Annotated in this window: 15 protein-coding genes; 6 read left to right on the plus strand and 9 right to left on the minus strand. The window is 69.3% G+C overall.

Annotation, left to right across the window (positions count from 1 at the left end):
- Nucleotides 1–31: 31 nt before the first annotated feature.
- From ACSUPV_RS14355 to ychF, 4 genes are all read right to left on the minus strand, one after another.
- Complete coding sequence (locus tag ACSUPV_RS14355) at nt 32–1,204, minus strand: ROK family transcriptional regulator (RefSeq protein WP_037757685.1); 1,173 nt, start codon at nt 1,202–1,204, stop codon at nt 32–34.
- A gap of 84 nt (nt 1,205–1,288) precedes the next feature.
- Nucleotides 1,289–2,368, minus strand: coding sequence for a phosphotransferase (locus ACSUPV_RS14360; RefSeq protein WP_436947609.1), 1,080 nt, complete (start codon nt 2,366–2,368; stop codon nt 1,289–1,291).
- 27 nt (nt 2,369–2,395) lie between these two features.
- Nucleotides 2,396–3,745, minus strand: coding sequence for an aspartate aminotransferase family protein (locus tag ACSUPV_RS14365; RefSeq protein WP_436947610.1), 1,350 nt, complete (start codon nt 3,743–3,745; stop codon nt 2,396–2,398).
- A gap of 218 nt (nt 3,746–3,963) precedes the next feature.
- Nucleotides 3,964–5,052, minus strand: coding sequence for a redox-regulated ATPase YchF (gene ychF / locus ACSUPV_RS14370; protein ID WP_031119669.1), 1,089 nt, complete (start codon nt 5,050–5,052; stop codon nt 3,964–3,966).
- Nucleotides 5,053–5,223: 171 nt separating this feature from the next.
- Between ychF and ACSUPV_RS14375 the strand changes: the two genes are divergently transcribed.
- Nucleotides 5,224–5,808 (plus strand): DUF6542 domain-containing protein, encoded by a 585-nt coding sequence (locus tag ACSUPV_RS14375; RefSeq protein ID WP_382612648.1) that lies wholly within the window; start codon nt 5,224–5,226, stop codon nt 5,806–5,808.
- Nucleotides 5,809–5,828: 20 nt separating this feature from the next.
- On the opposite strand, the gene ppgK is transcribed toward ACSUPV_RS14375, so the two are convergent.
- Both ppgK and ACSUPV_RS14385 read right to left on the minus strand, forming a co-directional pair.
- Complete coding sequence (gene ppgK, locus ACSUPV_RS14380; RefSeq protein ID WP_037757678.1) at nt 5,829–6,575, minus strand: polyphosphate--glucose phosphotransferase; 747 nt, start codon at nt 6,573–6,575, stop codon at nt 5,829–5,831.
- A gap of 68 nt (nt 6,576–6,643) precedes the next feature.
- Entirely contained in the window at nt 6,644–7,669 is a 1,026-nt protein-coding gene (locus ACSUPV_RS14385) for a 4-hydroxy-3-methylbut-2-enyl diphosphate reductase (protein ID WP_078650603.1), read from the minus strand.
- A gap of 155 nt (nt 7,670–7,824) precedes the next feature.
- Here ACSUPV_RS14385 and xseA point away from each other — a divergent pair, with 155 nt between their 5' ends.
- The 3 genes from xseA (at nt 7,825) to ACSUPV_RS14400 (ending at nt 10,033) form a co-directional block, all read left to right on the plus strand.
- Nucleotides 7,825–9,033: an exodeoxyribonuclease VII large subunit gene (gene xseA, locus ACSUPV_RS14390; RefSeq protein ID WP_037757677.1), complete on the plus strand. Its 1,209-nt coding sequence runs from the start codon at nt 7,825–7,827 to the stop codon at nt 9,031–9,033.
- Between the two features lie 9 nt (nt 9,034–9,042).
- Nucleotides 9,043–9,288, plus strand: coding sequence for an exodeoxyribonuclease VII small subunit (locus ACSUPV_RS14395; protein ID WP_031119674.1), 246 nt, complete (start codon nt 9,043–9,045; stop codon nt 9,286–9,288).
- Between the two features lie 154 nt (nt 9,289–9,442).
- Nucleotides 9,443–10,033 carry a malonic semialdehyde reductase gene (locus ACSUPV_RS14400; protein ID WP_031119675.1) on the plus strand — a complete coding sequence of 197 codons (591 nt, stop codon included), beginning with the start codon at nt 9,443–9,445 and terminating at the stop codon, nt 10,031–10,033.
- 75 nt (nt 10,034–10,108) lie between these two features.
- On the opposite strand, the gene ACSUPV_RS14405 is transcribed toward ACSUPV_RS14400, so the two are convergent.
- Nucleotides 10,109–10,633 (minus strand): DUF4245 domain-containing protein, encoded by a 525-nt coding sequence (locus ACSUPV_RS14405; RefSeq protein ID WP_436947612.1) that lies wholly within the window; start codon nt 10,631–10,633, stop codon nt 10,109–10,111.
- Nucleotides 10,634–10,760: 127 nt separating this feature from the next.
- Here ACSUPV_RS14405 and glpX point away from each other — a divergent pair, with 127 nt between their 5' ends.
- Entirely contained in the window at nt 10,761–11,795 is a 1,035-nt protein-coding gene (glpX, locus tag ACSUPV_RS14410; RefSeq protein ID WP_031119677.1) for a class II fructose-bisphosphatase, read from the plus strand.
- A gap of 85 nt (nt 11,796–11,880) precedes the next feature.
- Here glpX and ACSUPV_RS14415 read toward each other — a convergent pair whose 3' ends face one another.
- Both ACSUPV_RS14415 and ACSUPV_RS14420 read right to left on the minus strand, forming a co-directional pair.
- On the minus strand, nt 11,881–12,258 hold the full coding sequence (locus ACSUPV_RS14415) for a WhiB family transcriptional regulator (RefSeq protein WP_031119678.1): 378 nt from the start codon (nt 12,256–12,258) through the stop codon (nt 11,881–11,883).
- A gap of 114 nt (nt 12,259–12,372) precedes the next feature.
- Complete coding sequence (locus tag ACSUPV_RS14420; protein WP_031119679.1) at nt 12,373–13,092, minus strand: DUF1707 and DUF2154 domain-containing protein; 720 nt, start codon at nt 13,090–13,092, stop codon at nt 12,373–12,375.
- A gap of 178 nt (nt 13,093–13,270) precedes the next feature.
- On the opposite strand from ACSUPV_RS14420, the gene ACSUPV_RS14425 reads away from it, so the two are divergent.
- The gene (locus ACSUPV_RS14425; RefSeq protein ID WP_037757854.1) at nt 13,271–14,941 is read left to right on the plus strand and encodes a fumarate hydratase; all 1,671 of its coding nucleotides are present in this window, start codon (nt 13,271–13,273) and stop codon (nt 14,939–14,941) included.
- The last annotated feature ends 26 nt before the right edge of the window (nt 14,942–14,967 follow it).

Raw genomic sequence — 14,967 nt, forward strand, 5'->3', positions numbered from 1 at the left:
GCACGTCCACCGGGCCGGACGTGGGTCCGGATCAGAATGCCGGCGCGGCTTGCCCCTGCCTCGGTCCCTGACTGCGTGCCTTGAGCAGCGTGTCCCGTAGGCGGTTGTGGGTCATGGCCAGGCAGGCGTGTACCGCGCCGCGTGCCACCGACAGCCCCAGGACCTGGGAGACGGTCGTGACCCGGGGGCCGGTCGGCAGGGTCTGTTCGAGCCGCCTGCGTACCTCGGGGAGCACCTCGTCCACCAAGGGGCGCAACCGGCCCACGAAGTAGACGGACTCGGGGTCGAGTGTCACGGCGACGATGCTCACGGCCGTCGTGACCGCCGTCGTGAACGCCTTGACTGTCTCCGCACGGGCTCGATGGTCCTGAGGTGCCAGCCACAGGTCCTCGACGCGTTCGATGTCCAGCCCGTGTTCACGAGCGAACTTCACAAGCCCTGCGGTGCTCAGCAGTCCGTTGAGGGGGCGGTCGTCGAAGCCGGAGGCGAGGGAACCGATGTCGCCGAACGCGGGAGTACGTCCCCGAGCCAGTTCCTGGTCCCTGCAGGTGGCGAAGTTCAGGGTGCTGCTGACACTGAACAGGGCGGCGTCATGGACACTCGCGTCGTCCATGAGTACCTGGAGCAAGGACGCGTTCGCGTCACTGTCGAAGGTCACCGGAGCACCGACGAGTTCTTCGACGGTTCGGTGGAGGTCTCTGCCGGAGAAGATCCTCATCGGCTCGGCAGGCCGAAAGACCTCGGCGCCATCGCGGACATGGGCGGGCAGTGCCGCGACGACCTGGCGCAGTGGCCCTCGTGCGGATGCGCTGGTCTGTGCGATCAGGTCGACCAGCCACCGGCCGGCAGCGGGGACGTCGTGGTGCTCGACCGTCGGAACGACCACGTGTCCGACCTCACGGCCGCGCAGGTCGGTCACCAGCACGCCGGTGGTCACGGCACCGAAGCCGACGCCCACGACGTGTCCGGCGGTCCCGGGCACATCGAGGTACGTCGACGGACGGCCGCGCCCGACGACGGCGTCGACTCCCCCGTCCACGACGAACCCGTCCGAGCGCAGTTCCTCGACGGCCCGCGACACCGTCGCCTTGCTCAACCCTGTGAGCTCGACAAGCCTGTTCCGGGTCAACGGCGCGTGGGAGAGAACCACGTCAAGGACACGTGCCTTGTTGTAGTCGCGTGGTGTGGGGTTGATGCTGCTCACCTCATGACCTTAGCGAGACCGTACGCAGCCCGAGCCGACGGTCGCTGCCGGACGTGCCGAGTTGTCCGTGGGCGTAGGCACCGCTCAAGGCGTGTCATGGCGCGTGCTCAGCAGGCGGGCCACAACCTCCTCCATGGCGACGGCCATGGCCCGCTCCACGTTGACCCAGTCGTCTCTGGCGTGCTCGAGCAGGTAGTCGCGACGCTCCGGCACTCGTTCCGCGCGCCAGTGGGTGACCAGCGCGCGCAGTGTGAGGCGGGCCAACGCGGCGACAGGGAGGAGCGGGAGTTCGGTGTCCTTGATCGGCCGGGCCCGCTCGTATCCCGCGACGAAACTGCATGCCTCACGCCAGGGATCCCCCGGTGTCCGGCCGAGAAGGTTCGCGAGAGACACAGCGGGATCGAAGATCAAGGCACTGCGCATGCTGTCCCCGAAGTCGATCACTCCCGTGACGAAGCCGTCTGTCCGCGGATCCACCAGGACGTTGTAGGGGCTGTAGTCACCATGGATCACTTGGGTCTCGAGATCACCCAGTCTCGGCACGATGGTCTCGTGGAAAAGGCGGAACACCTCTTGGGCCAGCCGACGGTGCGCGGCGCCGGGCGTGTACTCGATGAGTTCCCTCAGCTGGTCGAAGTGCCGAAGGTCCCACACAAGGCGCCGCTCGTCCGCTGGATGCCTGAAGGACCGCAGAGCCAGATCCACTCGCCCGAGCATCTGTCCGGCCTGGGCGAGCTGGTGGGGATCGGGGTTCGTCCGCGCGAGGACGGCGCCTTCGACGAAGTCGAAGACGCGCAGGACTCGGACCCGGCCGTCCTTCGTCTCGATCGGTACGCTGTCGCCGCCTTCGGTCGTCTCCTCGACCCGCTGGACGGGGAGATGAGGAGCCTCGGCTTCGAGATGACGCATCACAGCCGTTTGCAGCGCTACGACGGCCACCGCCTCATCGGGCGGGGAAACCTTGACGAGATGGTCGGCCGTGCCGGTCCGCAGCCGGAACGTGTCGTCCTTCTCGGTTGCCAGCCGCTCCAGATGTCCGCTCAGCCGATAGTGCCGGGCGAGGAGGTCGCCCACCACGTTGGTCTCGATGGGCTCGTGGGACGATGCCAGGCCGCTCTCCTGGAACAACTGCTGGACGACACGTGCGGGGGGCGAGGTGTTCACCGTTCGGTCCCTTCGGCTTTCGGCCTGCTACAGGCGCGTCTCGGCGATCTCCGCGAAGGTCTCCAGGAATCGCGTCACGTCGGCCGAGTCGAAGGCCAGCGGCGGTCGGATCTTGAGCACATTGACTGCTTCCCCGGTGCCACTGATGAGGACGCGACGCTCGCGCATGTCGTTGATGACGTGGTCGGCGCGGACACGGTCGGGCTCCAGCGACTCCCGGTCCTTCACGAGTTCGACGCCCACGTACAGACCACTGCCGCGGACCTCCGCCACGTGGGGAGACTCGCGAGTGATCTCCTCGAGACCGGCTCGAAGCGCCCGGCCGTTGTCGAGCACTCGCTGCCGCACGTTCTCCGCCTCGAAGACGTCCAGTACCGCGGCACCGGCGGCAACCGCGATCGAACTGCCGGCAAAGGTGTTGAAGTAACGGACATTCTGCCCGAACTCGTCGCACACCTCGGGCCTGAACACCACGCCGGAGATCGGCATGCCGTTGCCCATGGGCTTGCCCATCGTGACGATGTCCGGAAGCACTCCATGGCGGCTGAACCCCCACATCGACTCTCCGAGCCGGGCGAATCCCGACTGGACCTCGTCGGCGATGTACACGCCGCCCGCGGCGTGCACCTCCTCGACCATGTCACGCAGGTAACCGACAGGATCGGTGTAGATGCCGTCGCTCGAGTGCGCGCAGTCGGTGATCAGCGCCGCAAGCCGGTAGCCGTGACGCTCGAGATCGTTGATCGCGCCGCGCACCTGGCTGCGCATGTAGTCGGGAAGCGATGAACCAGGCGGGACGAGCCGTGGATCAGGAGCTTCGATGAGCCGCACATTCGGCCCGAGCGGTGACCCCGCGCCGAGCGTCGGCGAGAAGCTCGCGACCTCGCGAGTGAGACCGTGGTACGCCCAGCGAGTCACCACGATTCCCTCGCCGCCCGTGTGGAAGCGAGCCACGCGCATGGCCAGGTCGTTCGCCTCCGACCCGCTGCACGCGAAGCTGACCTTCGAGAGCCCTTCGGGCATGGTCGCCACGAGGCGCTCGGCGTAGTCGACGAGTGATTCCTGCACATAGCGGGTGTTGGTGTTGACCGCCGCCATCTGGCGGGACACAGCCTCGACAACGTGCGGGTGTGCGTGACCGACGCACGGCACGTTGTTGTAGGCGTCAAGGTAGTCGTTGCCCTCCCGGTCGAACAGGTGAGCCCCTCGACCGGAGACGAACTCGACCGGCTCCCGGTAGTTCAGCGCGTACCCAGGCCCCAGCACCTTGTTTCGCCGCCTGACGGTGGACCGCAACCGCTCAGGCAGTTCACCGAGCGCTGCGGGGTCGAACCTGTTGGGGTAGTTGGCCAGCGCTCGACTCGGCGTCGACATCATCAGCAGGTCCCCTCCTTCGTGGCTTGCATTTCATTCGGGCCGCTTCAGCGCAGCGCCCTTTTGTTTCAGTTCCAGCCTGAAACTTATCATCGACAGCACGGTTTCGACACCCCCGAGCAGTGCTCAGCACGAGATCGACGAAGGGGCCGGGCTCCACGAGCCCGGCCCCTCCTGATTGAACGTTCGCCGCGTCAGCGACCTGATGTCACTTCATACGCTCACACGTTGAAGCGGAACTCCACCACGTCCCCGTCCTGCATCACGTACTCCTTGCCCTCCATCCGGGCCTTCCCCTTCGCGCGGGCCTCCGCCACCGACCCCGCCTCGACCAGGTCCTCGAAGGAGATGACCTCCGCCTTGATGAAGCCCTTCTGGAAGTCCGTGTGGATGACGCCGGCGGCCTCGGGGGCGGTGGCGCCCTTCTTGATGGTCCAGGCGCGGGATTCCTTGGGGCCGGCCGTCAGGTAGGTCTGCAGGCCGAGGGTGCGGAAGCCGACGTGGGCAAGGGTGGCGAGGCCGGGCTCGTCCTGGCCGACGGACTGGAGGAGTTCCAGGGCCTCGTCCTCGTCGAGCTCGGCGAGGTCCGCCTCCAGCTTGGCGTTGAGGAAGATCGCCTCGGCGGGGGCGACCAGGGCGCGCTGCTCGTTCTTGAAGTCCTCGTCGACCAGCTCGTCCTCGTCGACGTTGAAGACGTAGAGGAACGGCTTGGTGGTCAGCAGGTGCAGGTCGTGCAGGAGCTCGTTGCGCTCGGTGCCCTGAACGATGCCGTGCGCGAAGAGGGTGTCGCCCTTCTCCAGGATCTCCTTGGCCTCCTCGACGGCCTTCACCTTCGGCGCGATGTCCTTCTTGATCCGCGACTCCTTCTGGAGGCGCGGCAGGACCTTCTCGATCGTCTGGAGGTCGGCGAGGATCAGCTCGGTGTTGATCGTCTCGATGTCGTCCTTGGGCGAGACCTTGCCGTCGACGTGCACGACGTTCTCGTCCTTGAAGGCGCGGATGACCTGGCAGATCGCGTCGGACTCGCGGATGTTGGCGAGGAACTTGTTGCCCAGGCCCTCACCCTCGGACGCGCCGCGCACGATGCCGGCGATGTCGACGAAGTCGACGGTGGCCGGAAGGACCCGCTGCGAGGAGAAGATCTCCGCCAGCTTGGTCAGCCGGGGGTCGGGCACGCCGACGACGCCGACGTTGGGCTCGATCGTGGCGAACGGGTAGTTGGCCGCCAGCACGTCGTTCTTGGTCAGGGCGTTGAACAGGGTCGACTTGCCGACATTCGGCAGACCGACGATTCCGATCGTGAGCGACACGTTGCGACTTCCCGTGAGTGGAGAGGGCCAGGGGGCCAGGGGACCGGCCGATCCACCAGTCTACGGCGTACCCGGAACCGCCCCGGGAGGCGTATCGAACGCTTGGCCAAGCCTCGGCCCACGGCGTGTCTGACGGGCCATTCGGCATATTGAACGACCTAAGTTGGTGCGGTGGAGCAATACAGGACGCGACCTGCCCAGTACGGACCGCGACGTGACCGGCCGAGGCCGCCCCTGCCGCCGCAGGCGAAACGGGGGGCGGGCGGCGGACCCGTGCGCACGGCCCGGCCGCCGGGCCCGCAGCGCCGTCCGGCGCCGGTACGGCGGCCCGCGCCCGCGCCGGCGCCCGCCGCCGGGCGGATGCCGAACCCGCGGCTGACCGGGCTGGGCAGCGGTCTGTTCTGCGGGATGGTGATGTTCCTGCTCGGCGCGCTGTGCGCGGTGTTGTTCGGGGCGTCGCTGACGGCGTACGGCGTGCTGTTCCTGCCGGTGTGCGTGCTGACCGCCCTCTGGGTGCGCCGGGGGGACCTGATGACCGCGCCCGTGGTCGTGCCGATCGCGTTCGCCGTGGGGCTGCTGCCGGTGGCCGAGGGCGACGGAGGGACCGGCGGCAGGCTGATGGGGCTGCTGACGGCGCTCGCCACGCAGGCCGGGTGGCTGTACGGCGGGACCCTGATCGCCGGGCTGATCGTGATCGTCCGGCGGATCAGGCTGGTGCACCGGCGGCGGACGGCCGGGGCCCGCCCGCCGATGTGACGGCGCGGGGCCCCGCCCGGCTAGTGTCCGGCCGCCCGCATCGCCGCCCCCACGATGCCCGCGTTGTTCTGCAGCTGCGCCGGGACGATCTCCGCCTTGATGCCCTCGATGTAGGGCAGGAACTTGTGGGACTTGCGGCTGACGCCGCCGCCGATGATGAACAGCTCCGGCGAGAACAGCATCTCGACATGGGCGAGGTACCTGCGCACGCGGTGCGCCGCCCAGTGCTCCCACGTCATGTCGTGGTCCTCGCGGGCCTTGCTGGAGGCGCGCTTCTCCGCGTCGTGCCCCTCCAGCTCCAGGTGGCCCAGCTCGGTGTTGGGGACCAGGACGCCGTCGACGAAGACCGCGCTGCCGATGCCCGTGCCGAACGTCAGCAGGATCACTGTGCCCCGGCGGTCGCGGCCGGCGCCGAAGTGCATCTCGGCGACGCCCGCCGCGTCCGCGTCGTTCACCACCGTCACCGGCAGGCCGCCCAGCCGCTCGCCGAGCAGTGCCCGCGCGTCGGTGTCGATCCAGCTGTCGTCGACGTTCGCCGCCGTACGGATCATGGCTCCGTCGGTGACCACGCCCGGGAACGTGACCCCGACGGGTCCGGTCCAGCCGAAGTGGTCGACGACCTGCCTGACGCCGTCGGCCACCCCGTCGGGCGTGGCCGGGTGCGGGGTGAGGACCTTGTGGCGCTCCCGCGCCAGGTCGCCCTTGTCCAGGTCCACCGGGGCACCCTTGATCCCGGAACCGCCGATGTCCACACCGAAGATCTGCATGGCCCTACGTTACGACGAACGACTGACAGTCACGGCCGGACAGCGGTGGCTGCCCGGCCCGTCCGCGATCACTCCCCGGAATTTTCACCGGCCCCGGCCCCGCCGCGCTCGGCGACCAGCGCCGCCGCCTCCTCGCGCAGGTCGCGGCGGAGCTCCTTGGGCAGGGAGAACGTGATGGACTCCTCGGCGGCCTTGACGATCTCGACGTCCTCGAAGCCACGCTGCGAGAGCCATTCCAGGACCTGCTCGACCAGGACCTCCGGCACGGAGGCGCCCGAGGTGACGCCGACCGTGGTCACGCCCTCCAGCCAGGCCTCGTCGATCTCGTCGGCGAAGTCCACGAGGTAGGCGGCGCGGGCGCCCGCGATCTTGGCGACCTCCACGAGCCGCTTGGAGTTGGAGGAGTTGCGGGAGCCGACCACGATCACCAGGTCGGACTCGGCGCCCATCTGCTTCACGGCCAGCTGGCGGTTCTGCGTGGCGTAGCAGATGTCGTCGCTGGGCGGGGAGATGAGCTGCGGGAACTTCTCCTTCAGGGCGTCGACGGTCTCCATGGTCTCGTCGACGGACAGCGTGGTCTGGGAGAGCCAGACGACCTTGGACGGGTCGCGGACCTCGACCTTGTCGACGTCGCCGGGGCCGTCGACGAGCTGGATGTGGTCGGGGGCCTCGCCGGAGGTGCCGATGACCTCCTCGTGGCCCTCGTGGCCGATCAGGAGGATGTCGTAGTCGTCGTTGGCGAAGCGGACGGCTTCCTTGTGGACCTTGGTGACCAGCGGGCAGGTGGCGTCGATGGTGGCGAGGCGGCCGCGCTCGGCCTCCTCGTGGACGACGGGGGCCACGCCGTGCGCCGAGAACATGACGATGTTGCCCGGCGGGACCTCTTCCGTCTGCTCGACGAAGATCGCGCCCTTCTTCTCCAGGGTCTGCACGACGTACTTGTTGTGGACGATCTCGTGGCGGACGTAGACCGGAGCGCCGTACTGCTCCAGGGCTTTCTCGACGGCGATCACGGCGCGGTCCACACCCGCGCAGTAGCCACGGGGGGCGGCGAGCAGGACACGGCGGCCAGGCGAAGCAGACATGGGTCCCATCGTAAGGCCGCGTCCGGCGGGTCGAAGATCGCGCCGCTGTGGAGTCCCTGAGAAGACTGACAGGGCGTGACGTGACTGACGGGGACACCGGAGGGTGTCGGGCGGGACGCGGCGGCTGATCGGCATTGTCGGTGGTGGCCACTACGCTCGCGGGCATGGCTGTGAACACGACTCCGGAATCCCCGCTGCCCGTCGGCGAGGTGTCACGGCTCATCGGGGGGTGGATCGACCGGCTCGGGGCGGTGTGGGTCGAGGGACAGATCACGCAGTTGTCGCGGCGGCCGGGCGCGGGCGTGGTGTTCCTGACGCTGCGGGACCCCTCGTACGACATCTCCGTCAGCGTGACCTGCTACCGGCAGGTGTTCGACGCCGTCGCGGACGTGGTCAGCGAGGGCGCCCGGGTCGTCGTCCTCGCGAAGCCCGAGTGGTACGCCCCGCGAGGGCAGTTGTCGCTGCGGGCCGCCGAGATAAGGCCCGTCGGGGTCGGGGAGCTGCTCGCGCGGCTGGAGCAGCTGAAGAAGGCCCTCGCGCGGGAGGGCCTGTTCGCGCCGGAGCGCAAGAAGCCACTGCCGTTCCTGCCACAGCTGATCGGGCTGGTCTGCGGGCGGGCCTCGGCCGCGGAGCGGGACGTGCTGGAGAACGCCCGGCACCGCTGGCCCGCCGTCCGCTTCGAGGTGCGCAACGTCGCCGTTCAGGGCGTGCACGCCGTGCCGCAGGTCGTGCAGGCCGTGAAGGAGCTGGACGCGATCGACGACGTCGACGTGATCATCGTCGCCCGGGGCGGCGGCAGCGTGGAGGACCTGCTGCCGTTCTCCGACGAGCAGCTGATCCGGACCGTCGCCCAGTGTCGTACGCCCGTGGTGTCCGCGATCGGGCACGAGCCCGACAATCCGCTCCTCGATCACGTCGCCGACCTGCGCGCCTCCACGCCGACCGACGCCGCCAAGAAGGTCGTACCGGACGTCGGCGAGGAGTACGAGCGGGTGCGGCTGCTGCGGGACCGGGCGCGGCGGTGCGTGGCTGCCCTGGTGGAGCGCGAGGAGCGGGGGCTGGCCCACGCGCTCGCGCGGCCGTCGATAGAGGATCCGCACCGGATGATCGACGAACGCGCCGACCACGTGGCGGAGCTGCTCGACCGGGGCCGGCGCTGCCTGCGGCACCAGTTGGACCGGGCCGACTCCGAGCTGACGCACACGCACGCGCGCGTGGTGGCCCTCTCCCCCGCCGCGACCCTGAAGCGCGGGTACGCCGTGCTGCAGAAGGCCGACGGGCACGCCGTCCGCGACCCGGGCGAGGTCGAGGCCGGTGAGGCCCTGCGCGCGCGGGTCTCCGAGGGTGAGTTCTCCGTACGAGTGGACACATAGGGTGGGTGGATGACCAGCGAGGTTGATGAGACGCCGGGCACGGCCGAGGCGCTCGGGTACGAGCAGGCGCGGGATGAGCTGATCGAGGTCGTCCGCCGTCTGGAGGCGGGCGGTACGACGCTGGAGGAGTCCCTCGCGCTCTGGGAGCGGGGCGAGGAGCTGGCCAAGGTGTGCCGGCGCTGGCTGGACGGGGCCCGGGCGCGGCTGGACGCGGCGCTGGCGGAGGAGGCCGCGGACGACGAGGACGCCGAGTAGCTCCGCCGGAATTACGGGATCACAGGTGACTCACTGTGAGGTGGATCACCACACCCTGGATATGGTTGAACGTTGAACTTCATTGACGTACGGTCGAGGACGTCAGCCGGTCCGGTTCCCCGGATCCGACGTACGTCCCCAGAAGGTTCCGCTCATGTCTCTCGTTCTTGACCCCGCCGCCCAGGACCTGCTCTTCCGCGAGGCCCGCACCGCCAACACCTTCACCGACGAGCCGGTGACCGACGAGCAGGTGCAGGCGATCTACGACCTGGTCAAGTACGGCCCGACCGCCTTCAACCAGACCCCCCTGCGCATCACCCTGGTCCGCTCCCCCGAGGCCCGTGAGCGCCTGGTGCAGCACATGGCCGAGGGCAACCAGCCCAAGACGGCCGCCGCCCCGCTGGTCGCCATCCTCTCCGCGGACAACGAGTTCCACGAGGAGCTGCCGCACCTGTTCCCGGCCTTCCCGCAGGCCAAGGACGCCTTCTTCGCCGAGCGCCCGGCCCGCGAGAGCGCCGCCGCGCTGAACGCCGCGCTGCAGGCCGCCTACTTCATCATCGGTGTCCGCGCCGCCGGTCTGGCCGCCGGTCCCATGACGGGCGCCGACCTGGAGGGCATCCGCAAGGAGTTCCTGGACGACGACCACACCCCGCTGATGGTCGTCAACATCGGCCGGCCGGGCCCGGACGCCTGGTTCCCGCGCTCCCCGCGCCTGGAGTTCGAGCAGGTCGTCACGACCGTCTGAGCCACGGACACCGTCCGAGCCACGGACACGAGGAAGGCCCCCGGCACATACGCCGGGGGCCTTCCTCGTGCGCGGTCACTTCGTCTCCAGCGCCTCCGCCATCCTCGTCAGCTGCGCGAACGACGCCGTGCCCGTGACGACCGTGGTCGAGCCCTTGGTGCCCTCCAGGACCAGCGCGTCGTACCGGCCGCCCTCCCAGCGGGTCCACGTCCGGCCGTCGATCTTCTCCGTCTTCCCGGTCTCCCGGGCACCCTGCGTGGCCTCGTCGAGGAAGACGGGCCGCCGCTGAGTGGACTGCTCGACCGCCACGTACTCCCCTTCGGGGTCGTGGAAGCCGAGGTGCCAGGTGTCGAACTCGTCGGCCTGGTAGCGGACGGAGGTGGCCTTCCAGGTGTCGGGCAGCCCCTGGGGTGCGGCGACGGGGTACGGGGCGGCGCGGCGTGCCGTGAGCAGCTCGACCCGGTAGTCGACGCGCTTGAGGTCGGGCGGGCTGTCGTCGTGGGGGATGAAGAGGTATATGACGCCCGCCACGAGGACGATGACCCCCATCGAGAGGATCATGTCCCGCGCCGTCTTCTGCTTGCCGTTCGTGCCTGCCACGCCCCCTATCGTCGCAGGTCTCCGCCGCGCTCATCCGTGGGGGCCCCTGCTCATTTTGCGGGCTCGGCGATAGAGTCGGGCGACAAAGCCCTCATCCGGCCGTCGTCGTACAGAAAGGTGCGCTCCGATGACCGAGCATCATCACTTGCCGTCCGAACTCGATGTGCCCTCCGAGGCCCCCGACCGCAACCTCGCCCTGGAGCTGGTCCGGGTGACCGAGGCGGCGGCGATGGCCGCGGGCCGCTGGGTCGGACGCGGTGACAAGAACGGCGCCGACGGCGCCGCGGTCCGTGCCATGCGGACCCTCGTCTCCACCGTCTCGATGAACGGCGTGGTCGTCATCGGCGAGGGCGAGAAGGACGAGGCCCCGATGTTGTTCAACGGGGAGCGCGTGGGCGACGGGACCGGGCCCGAGTGCGACATCGCCGTGGACCCGATCGACGGCACGACGCTGACCGCCAAGGGCATGACGAACGCGATCGCGGTGCTGGCCGCCGCCGAGCGCGGGTCGATGTTCGACCCCTCCGCCGTCTTCTACATGGACAAGCTGGTCACCGGGCCCGAGGCGGCCGACTTCGTCGACATCAACGCGCCGGTGTCGGTGAACATCCGCCGGGTCGCCAAGGCCAAGCGGTCCGCGCCGGAGGACGTCACCGTGGTGATCCTGGACCGGCCGCGGCACGAGGGCATCATCAAGGAGATCCGGGACACCGGCGCGCGCATCAAGCTGATCTCCGACGGTGACGTGGCCGGCTCGATCCTGGCGCTGCGGGAGGGCACCGGGGTCGATCTGCTGCTCGGCATCGGCGGTACGCCCGAGGGCATCATCTCGGCCTGTGCGGTGAAGTGCCTGGGCGGCACGATCCAGGGCAAGCTGTGGCCGAAGGACGACGAGGAGCGGCAGCGGGCGATCGACGCGGGGCACGACCTCGACCGGGTGCTGACCACGGAGGACCTGGTGACCGGGGAGAACGTGTTCTTCGTGGCGACGGGGATCACGGACGGGGAGCTGCTGCGAGGGGTTCGGTACCGGGCGGAGACCGCCACGACCGACTCGATCGTGATGCGGTCCCGGTCGGGCACGGTGCGCAGGATCGATTCGGAGCACCGGCTGTCCAAGCTCCGGGCGTACAGCGCGATCGACTTCGACAAGGGGAAGTGAAGTAGCGCGCGACCCAGCTCCGCGCCCCCTGCAAGAAAGGGCGTCCCCGGTGCGGTGGGGACGCCCTTTCGCGCATCTCGTCCTGTCAGCCGGCCGCCGCTATGCGGTTCGCCGAGCGGGCCGTCTTCTTCAGCTCCAGGTCGCGGCGGCGGCGCCGGGCCAGGACCACGCGGCGCTCGGCGGCGGTGAGGCCGCCCCAGACGCCGTAGGGTTCCGGCTGGAGCAGGGCGTGCTCGCGGCATTCGACCATGACCGGACAGCGGGCGCAGACCCGTTTCGCCGCCTCTTCCCGGGAGAGCCGGGCGGCCGTGGGCTCCTTGGAGGGGGCGAAGAACAGGCCGGCCTCGTCACGCCGGCACACCGCCTCGGTGTGCCACGGGGCGTCCTGGTCCCTGTCTCGTGCTGGCACCCGCGGGGCCGGAACGGCAGCTACCTGCAGGGACGAATGCGGCGGTTGCAGCACGGTCTACTCCTGACGACGGCTTCGCGAGCGAGAGACGATGCAGCAAGGCCTACCCGCTGTGCGCGCGCCTATGCACTGAGTTCCGATCCGTCGCTTTCGAGGGATTCGCGACTGTCAATGCCCCAGGTGTTTGCGCAAACTCTTGTCGACCTTGCGCTGCACCCGGTCCAGGATGTCGGCGACGACCTTGCCGCGCCGGGGTCGGGCCTCGACGCTGCCCAGGACGGCCCAGCCGTCGACGTAGACGACCGGGGCCTCCGGTTCGCCCGAGTCGAGGGTGTCGACCTCGAAGCTGCCGAGCACGCCGCCGCCCATGCCGCGCAGCGACACGTTCTCCGGGACGCGGATGTCGACGCTGCCGAAGATCGCGAAGGACTTGATCACGACCTGCTGGTGGTCGAAGAGGGCCTCGCTGAGGTCGATCTCGACGCTGCCGAAGATCGCGTAGGCGTGGATCCGGCGGCCCGCGCGCCAGCGGCCCTTGCGGACGGCGCCGCTGAAGACCGCGACGACGGTGTCGTCCGGTTCGATGGGGATGGCGCCGGCCGTGGGGCGGTGCGGGGCCGGGCTGGGGGCCTGGCCGGGGCCCCGGTGGTGGGCCGCTGGCAGGTCCCGTATGAAGACCTCCAGCTCACCGACCGTCTTGGCGCGCAGCACCCCCTCGACGCGCTCGGCGTGCTCGTCCGCGGTGAGACGGCCCTCGGCGAGGGCGTCGTGCAGGATGTCGGCGATCCGGTCGCGCTCGGCGTCGGAGGCACGGAACTCGGAGGCGGTGGGTGCGCCCTGCTGCTTCTGAAGATCCTGCTTCTGAAGGTCCTGCTTCTGAAGGTCCACGACAGCAGCGTACCGAAACACGATAGATCGCGACACCCCCAGCGCCACCCCCGCATCGCGGCCGACTGTGACGAACTGAGCCTTACCTCACAAGCTCACGGCCACCGCCGGGGTTCTAATCTGGTGGGCGCTCGCCGATGGAGGCGGGCCGCCGTCTGTCGAGTGAGGAATGGGCGAGATGCCTGAGTTCGCGTACACCGATCTGCTCCCCCAGGGAGAGGACACCACGCCGTACCGCCTGGTGACCTCCGAGGGTGTCTCCACGGTCGAGGGGCCGGACGGACGGACCTTCCTCCAGGTGGAGCCGGAGGCGCTGCGCAAGCTCGCCGAGGAGGCCATCCACGACATCCAGCACTACCTGCGCCCGGCCCACCTCGCGCAGCTGCGCCGCATCATCGACGACCCCGAGGCGTCGAGCAACGACAAGTTCGTGGCGCTGGACCTGCTGAAGAACGCGAACATCGCGGCGGCGGGCGTGCTCCCCATGTGCCAGGACACGGGCACGGCGATCGTGATGGGCAAGCGCGGGCAGAACGTGCTGACGCGGGGCCGCGACGAGGAGGCCCTGAGCCGCGGCATCTACGACGCGTACAAGAACCTGAACCTGCGCTACTCGCAGATGGCCCCGCTCACCATGTGGGAGGAGAAGAACACCGGCTCCAACCTCCCCGCGCAGATCGAGCTGTACGCGACCGACGGCGGCGCCTACAAGTTCCTGTTCATGGCGAAGGGCGGCGGCTCGGCCAACAAGTCGTTCCTGTACCAGGAGACGAAGGCCGTCCTGAACGAGGCCTCCATGATGAAGTTCCTGGAGGAGAAGATCCGTTCGCTGGGCACGGCCGCCTGCCCGCCCTACCACCTGGCGATCGTGGTCGGCGGTACGAGCGCCGAGTACGCGCTGAAGACGGCGAAGTACGCCTCCGCGCACTACCTGGACGAGATCCCGGCCGAGGGCTCCGAGCTGGGGCACGGCTTCCGGGACAAGGAGCTGGAGCAGAAGGTCTTCGAGCTGACGCAGAAGATCGGCATCGGCGCGCAGTTCGGCGGCAAGTACTTCTGCCACGACGTGCGCGTGGTGCGCCTGCCCCGGCACGGCGCCTCCTGCCCCGTCGCCATCGCCGTCTCCTGCTCCGCCGACCGCCAGGCCGTCGCGAAGATCACCGCCGAGGGCGTCTTCCTGGAGCAGCTGGAGACGGACCCGGCGCGGTTCCTGCCGGAGACGACGGACGAGCACCTCGACGAGTCCTCGGACGTCGTCAAGATCGACCTCAACCAGCCGATGGAGACGATCCTCGCGGAGCTCACCAAGTACCCGGTGAAGACCCGGCTGTCGCTGACCGGCCCGCTGGTCGTGGCGCGCGACATCGCGCACGCCAAGATCAAGGAGCGGCTGGACGCGGGCGAGGAGATGCCGCAGTACCTGAAGGACCACCCGGTGTACTACGCGGGCCCGGCCAAGACGCCGGAGGGCTACGCGTCGGGCTCTTTCGGCCCGACCACGGCCGGCCGGATGGACTCCTACGTGGAGCAGTTCCAGGCGGCGGGCGGCTCCAAGGTGATGCTGGCCAAGGGCAACCGCAGCAAGCAGGTCACCGACGCGTGCGCTTCCCACGGCGGCTTCTACCTGGGCTCCATCGGCGGCCCGGCCGCGCGCCTCGCCCAGGACTGCATCAAGAAGGTCGAGGTCGTCGAGTACGAGGAACTCGGCATGGAGGCGGTCTGGAAGATCGAGGTCGAGGACTTCCCGGCGTTCATCGTCGTGGACGACAAGGGCAACGACTTCTTCCAGGACCCGGCGCCGGCGCCGACGTTCACGTCCATTCCGGTACGCGGTCCCGGACTCGCCTGAGAAGGGCGGTGACGATTCGCCTCCAC

This window comes from Streptomyces sp. SudanB52_2052 (assembly GCF_964272415.1).
Classification (GTDB): Bacteria; Actinomycetota; Actinomycetes; order Streptomycetales; family Streptomycetaceae; genus Streptomyces; species Streptomyces olindensis.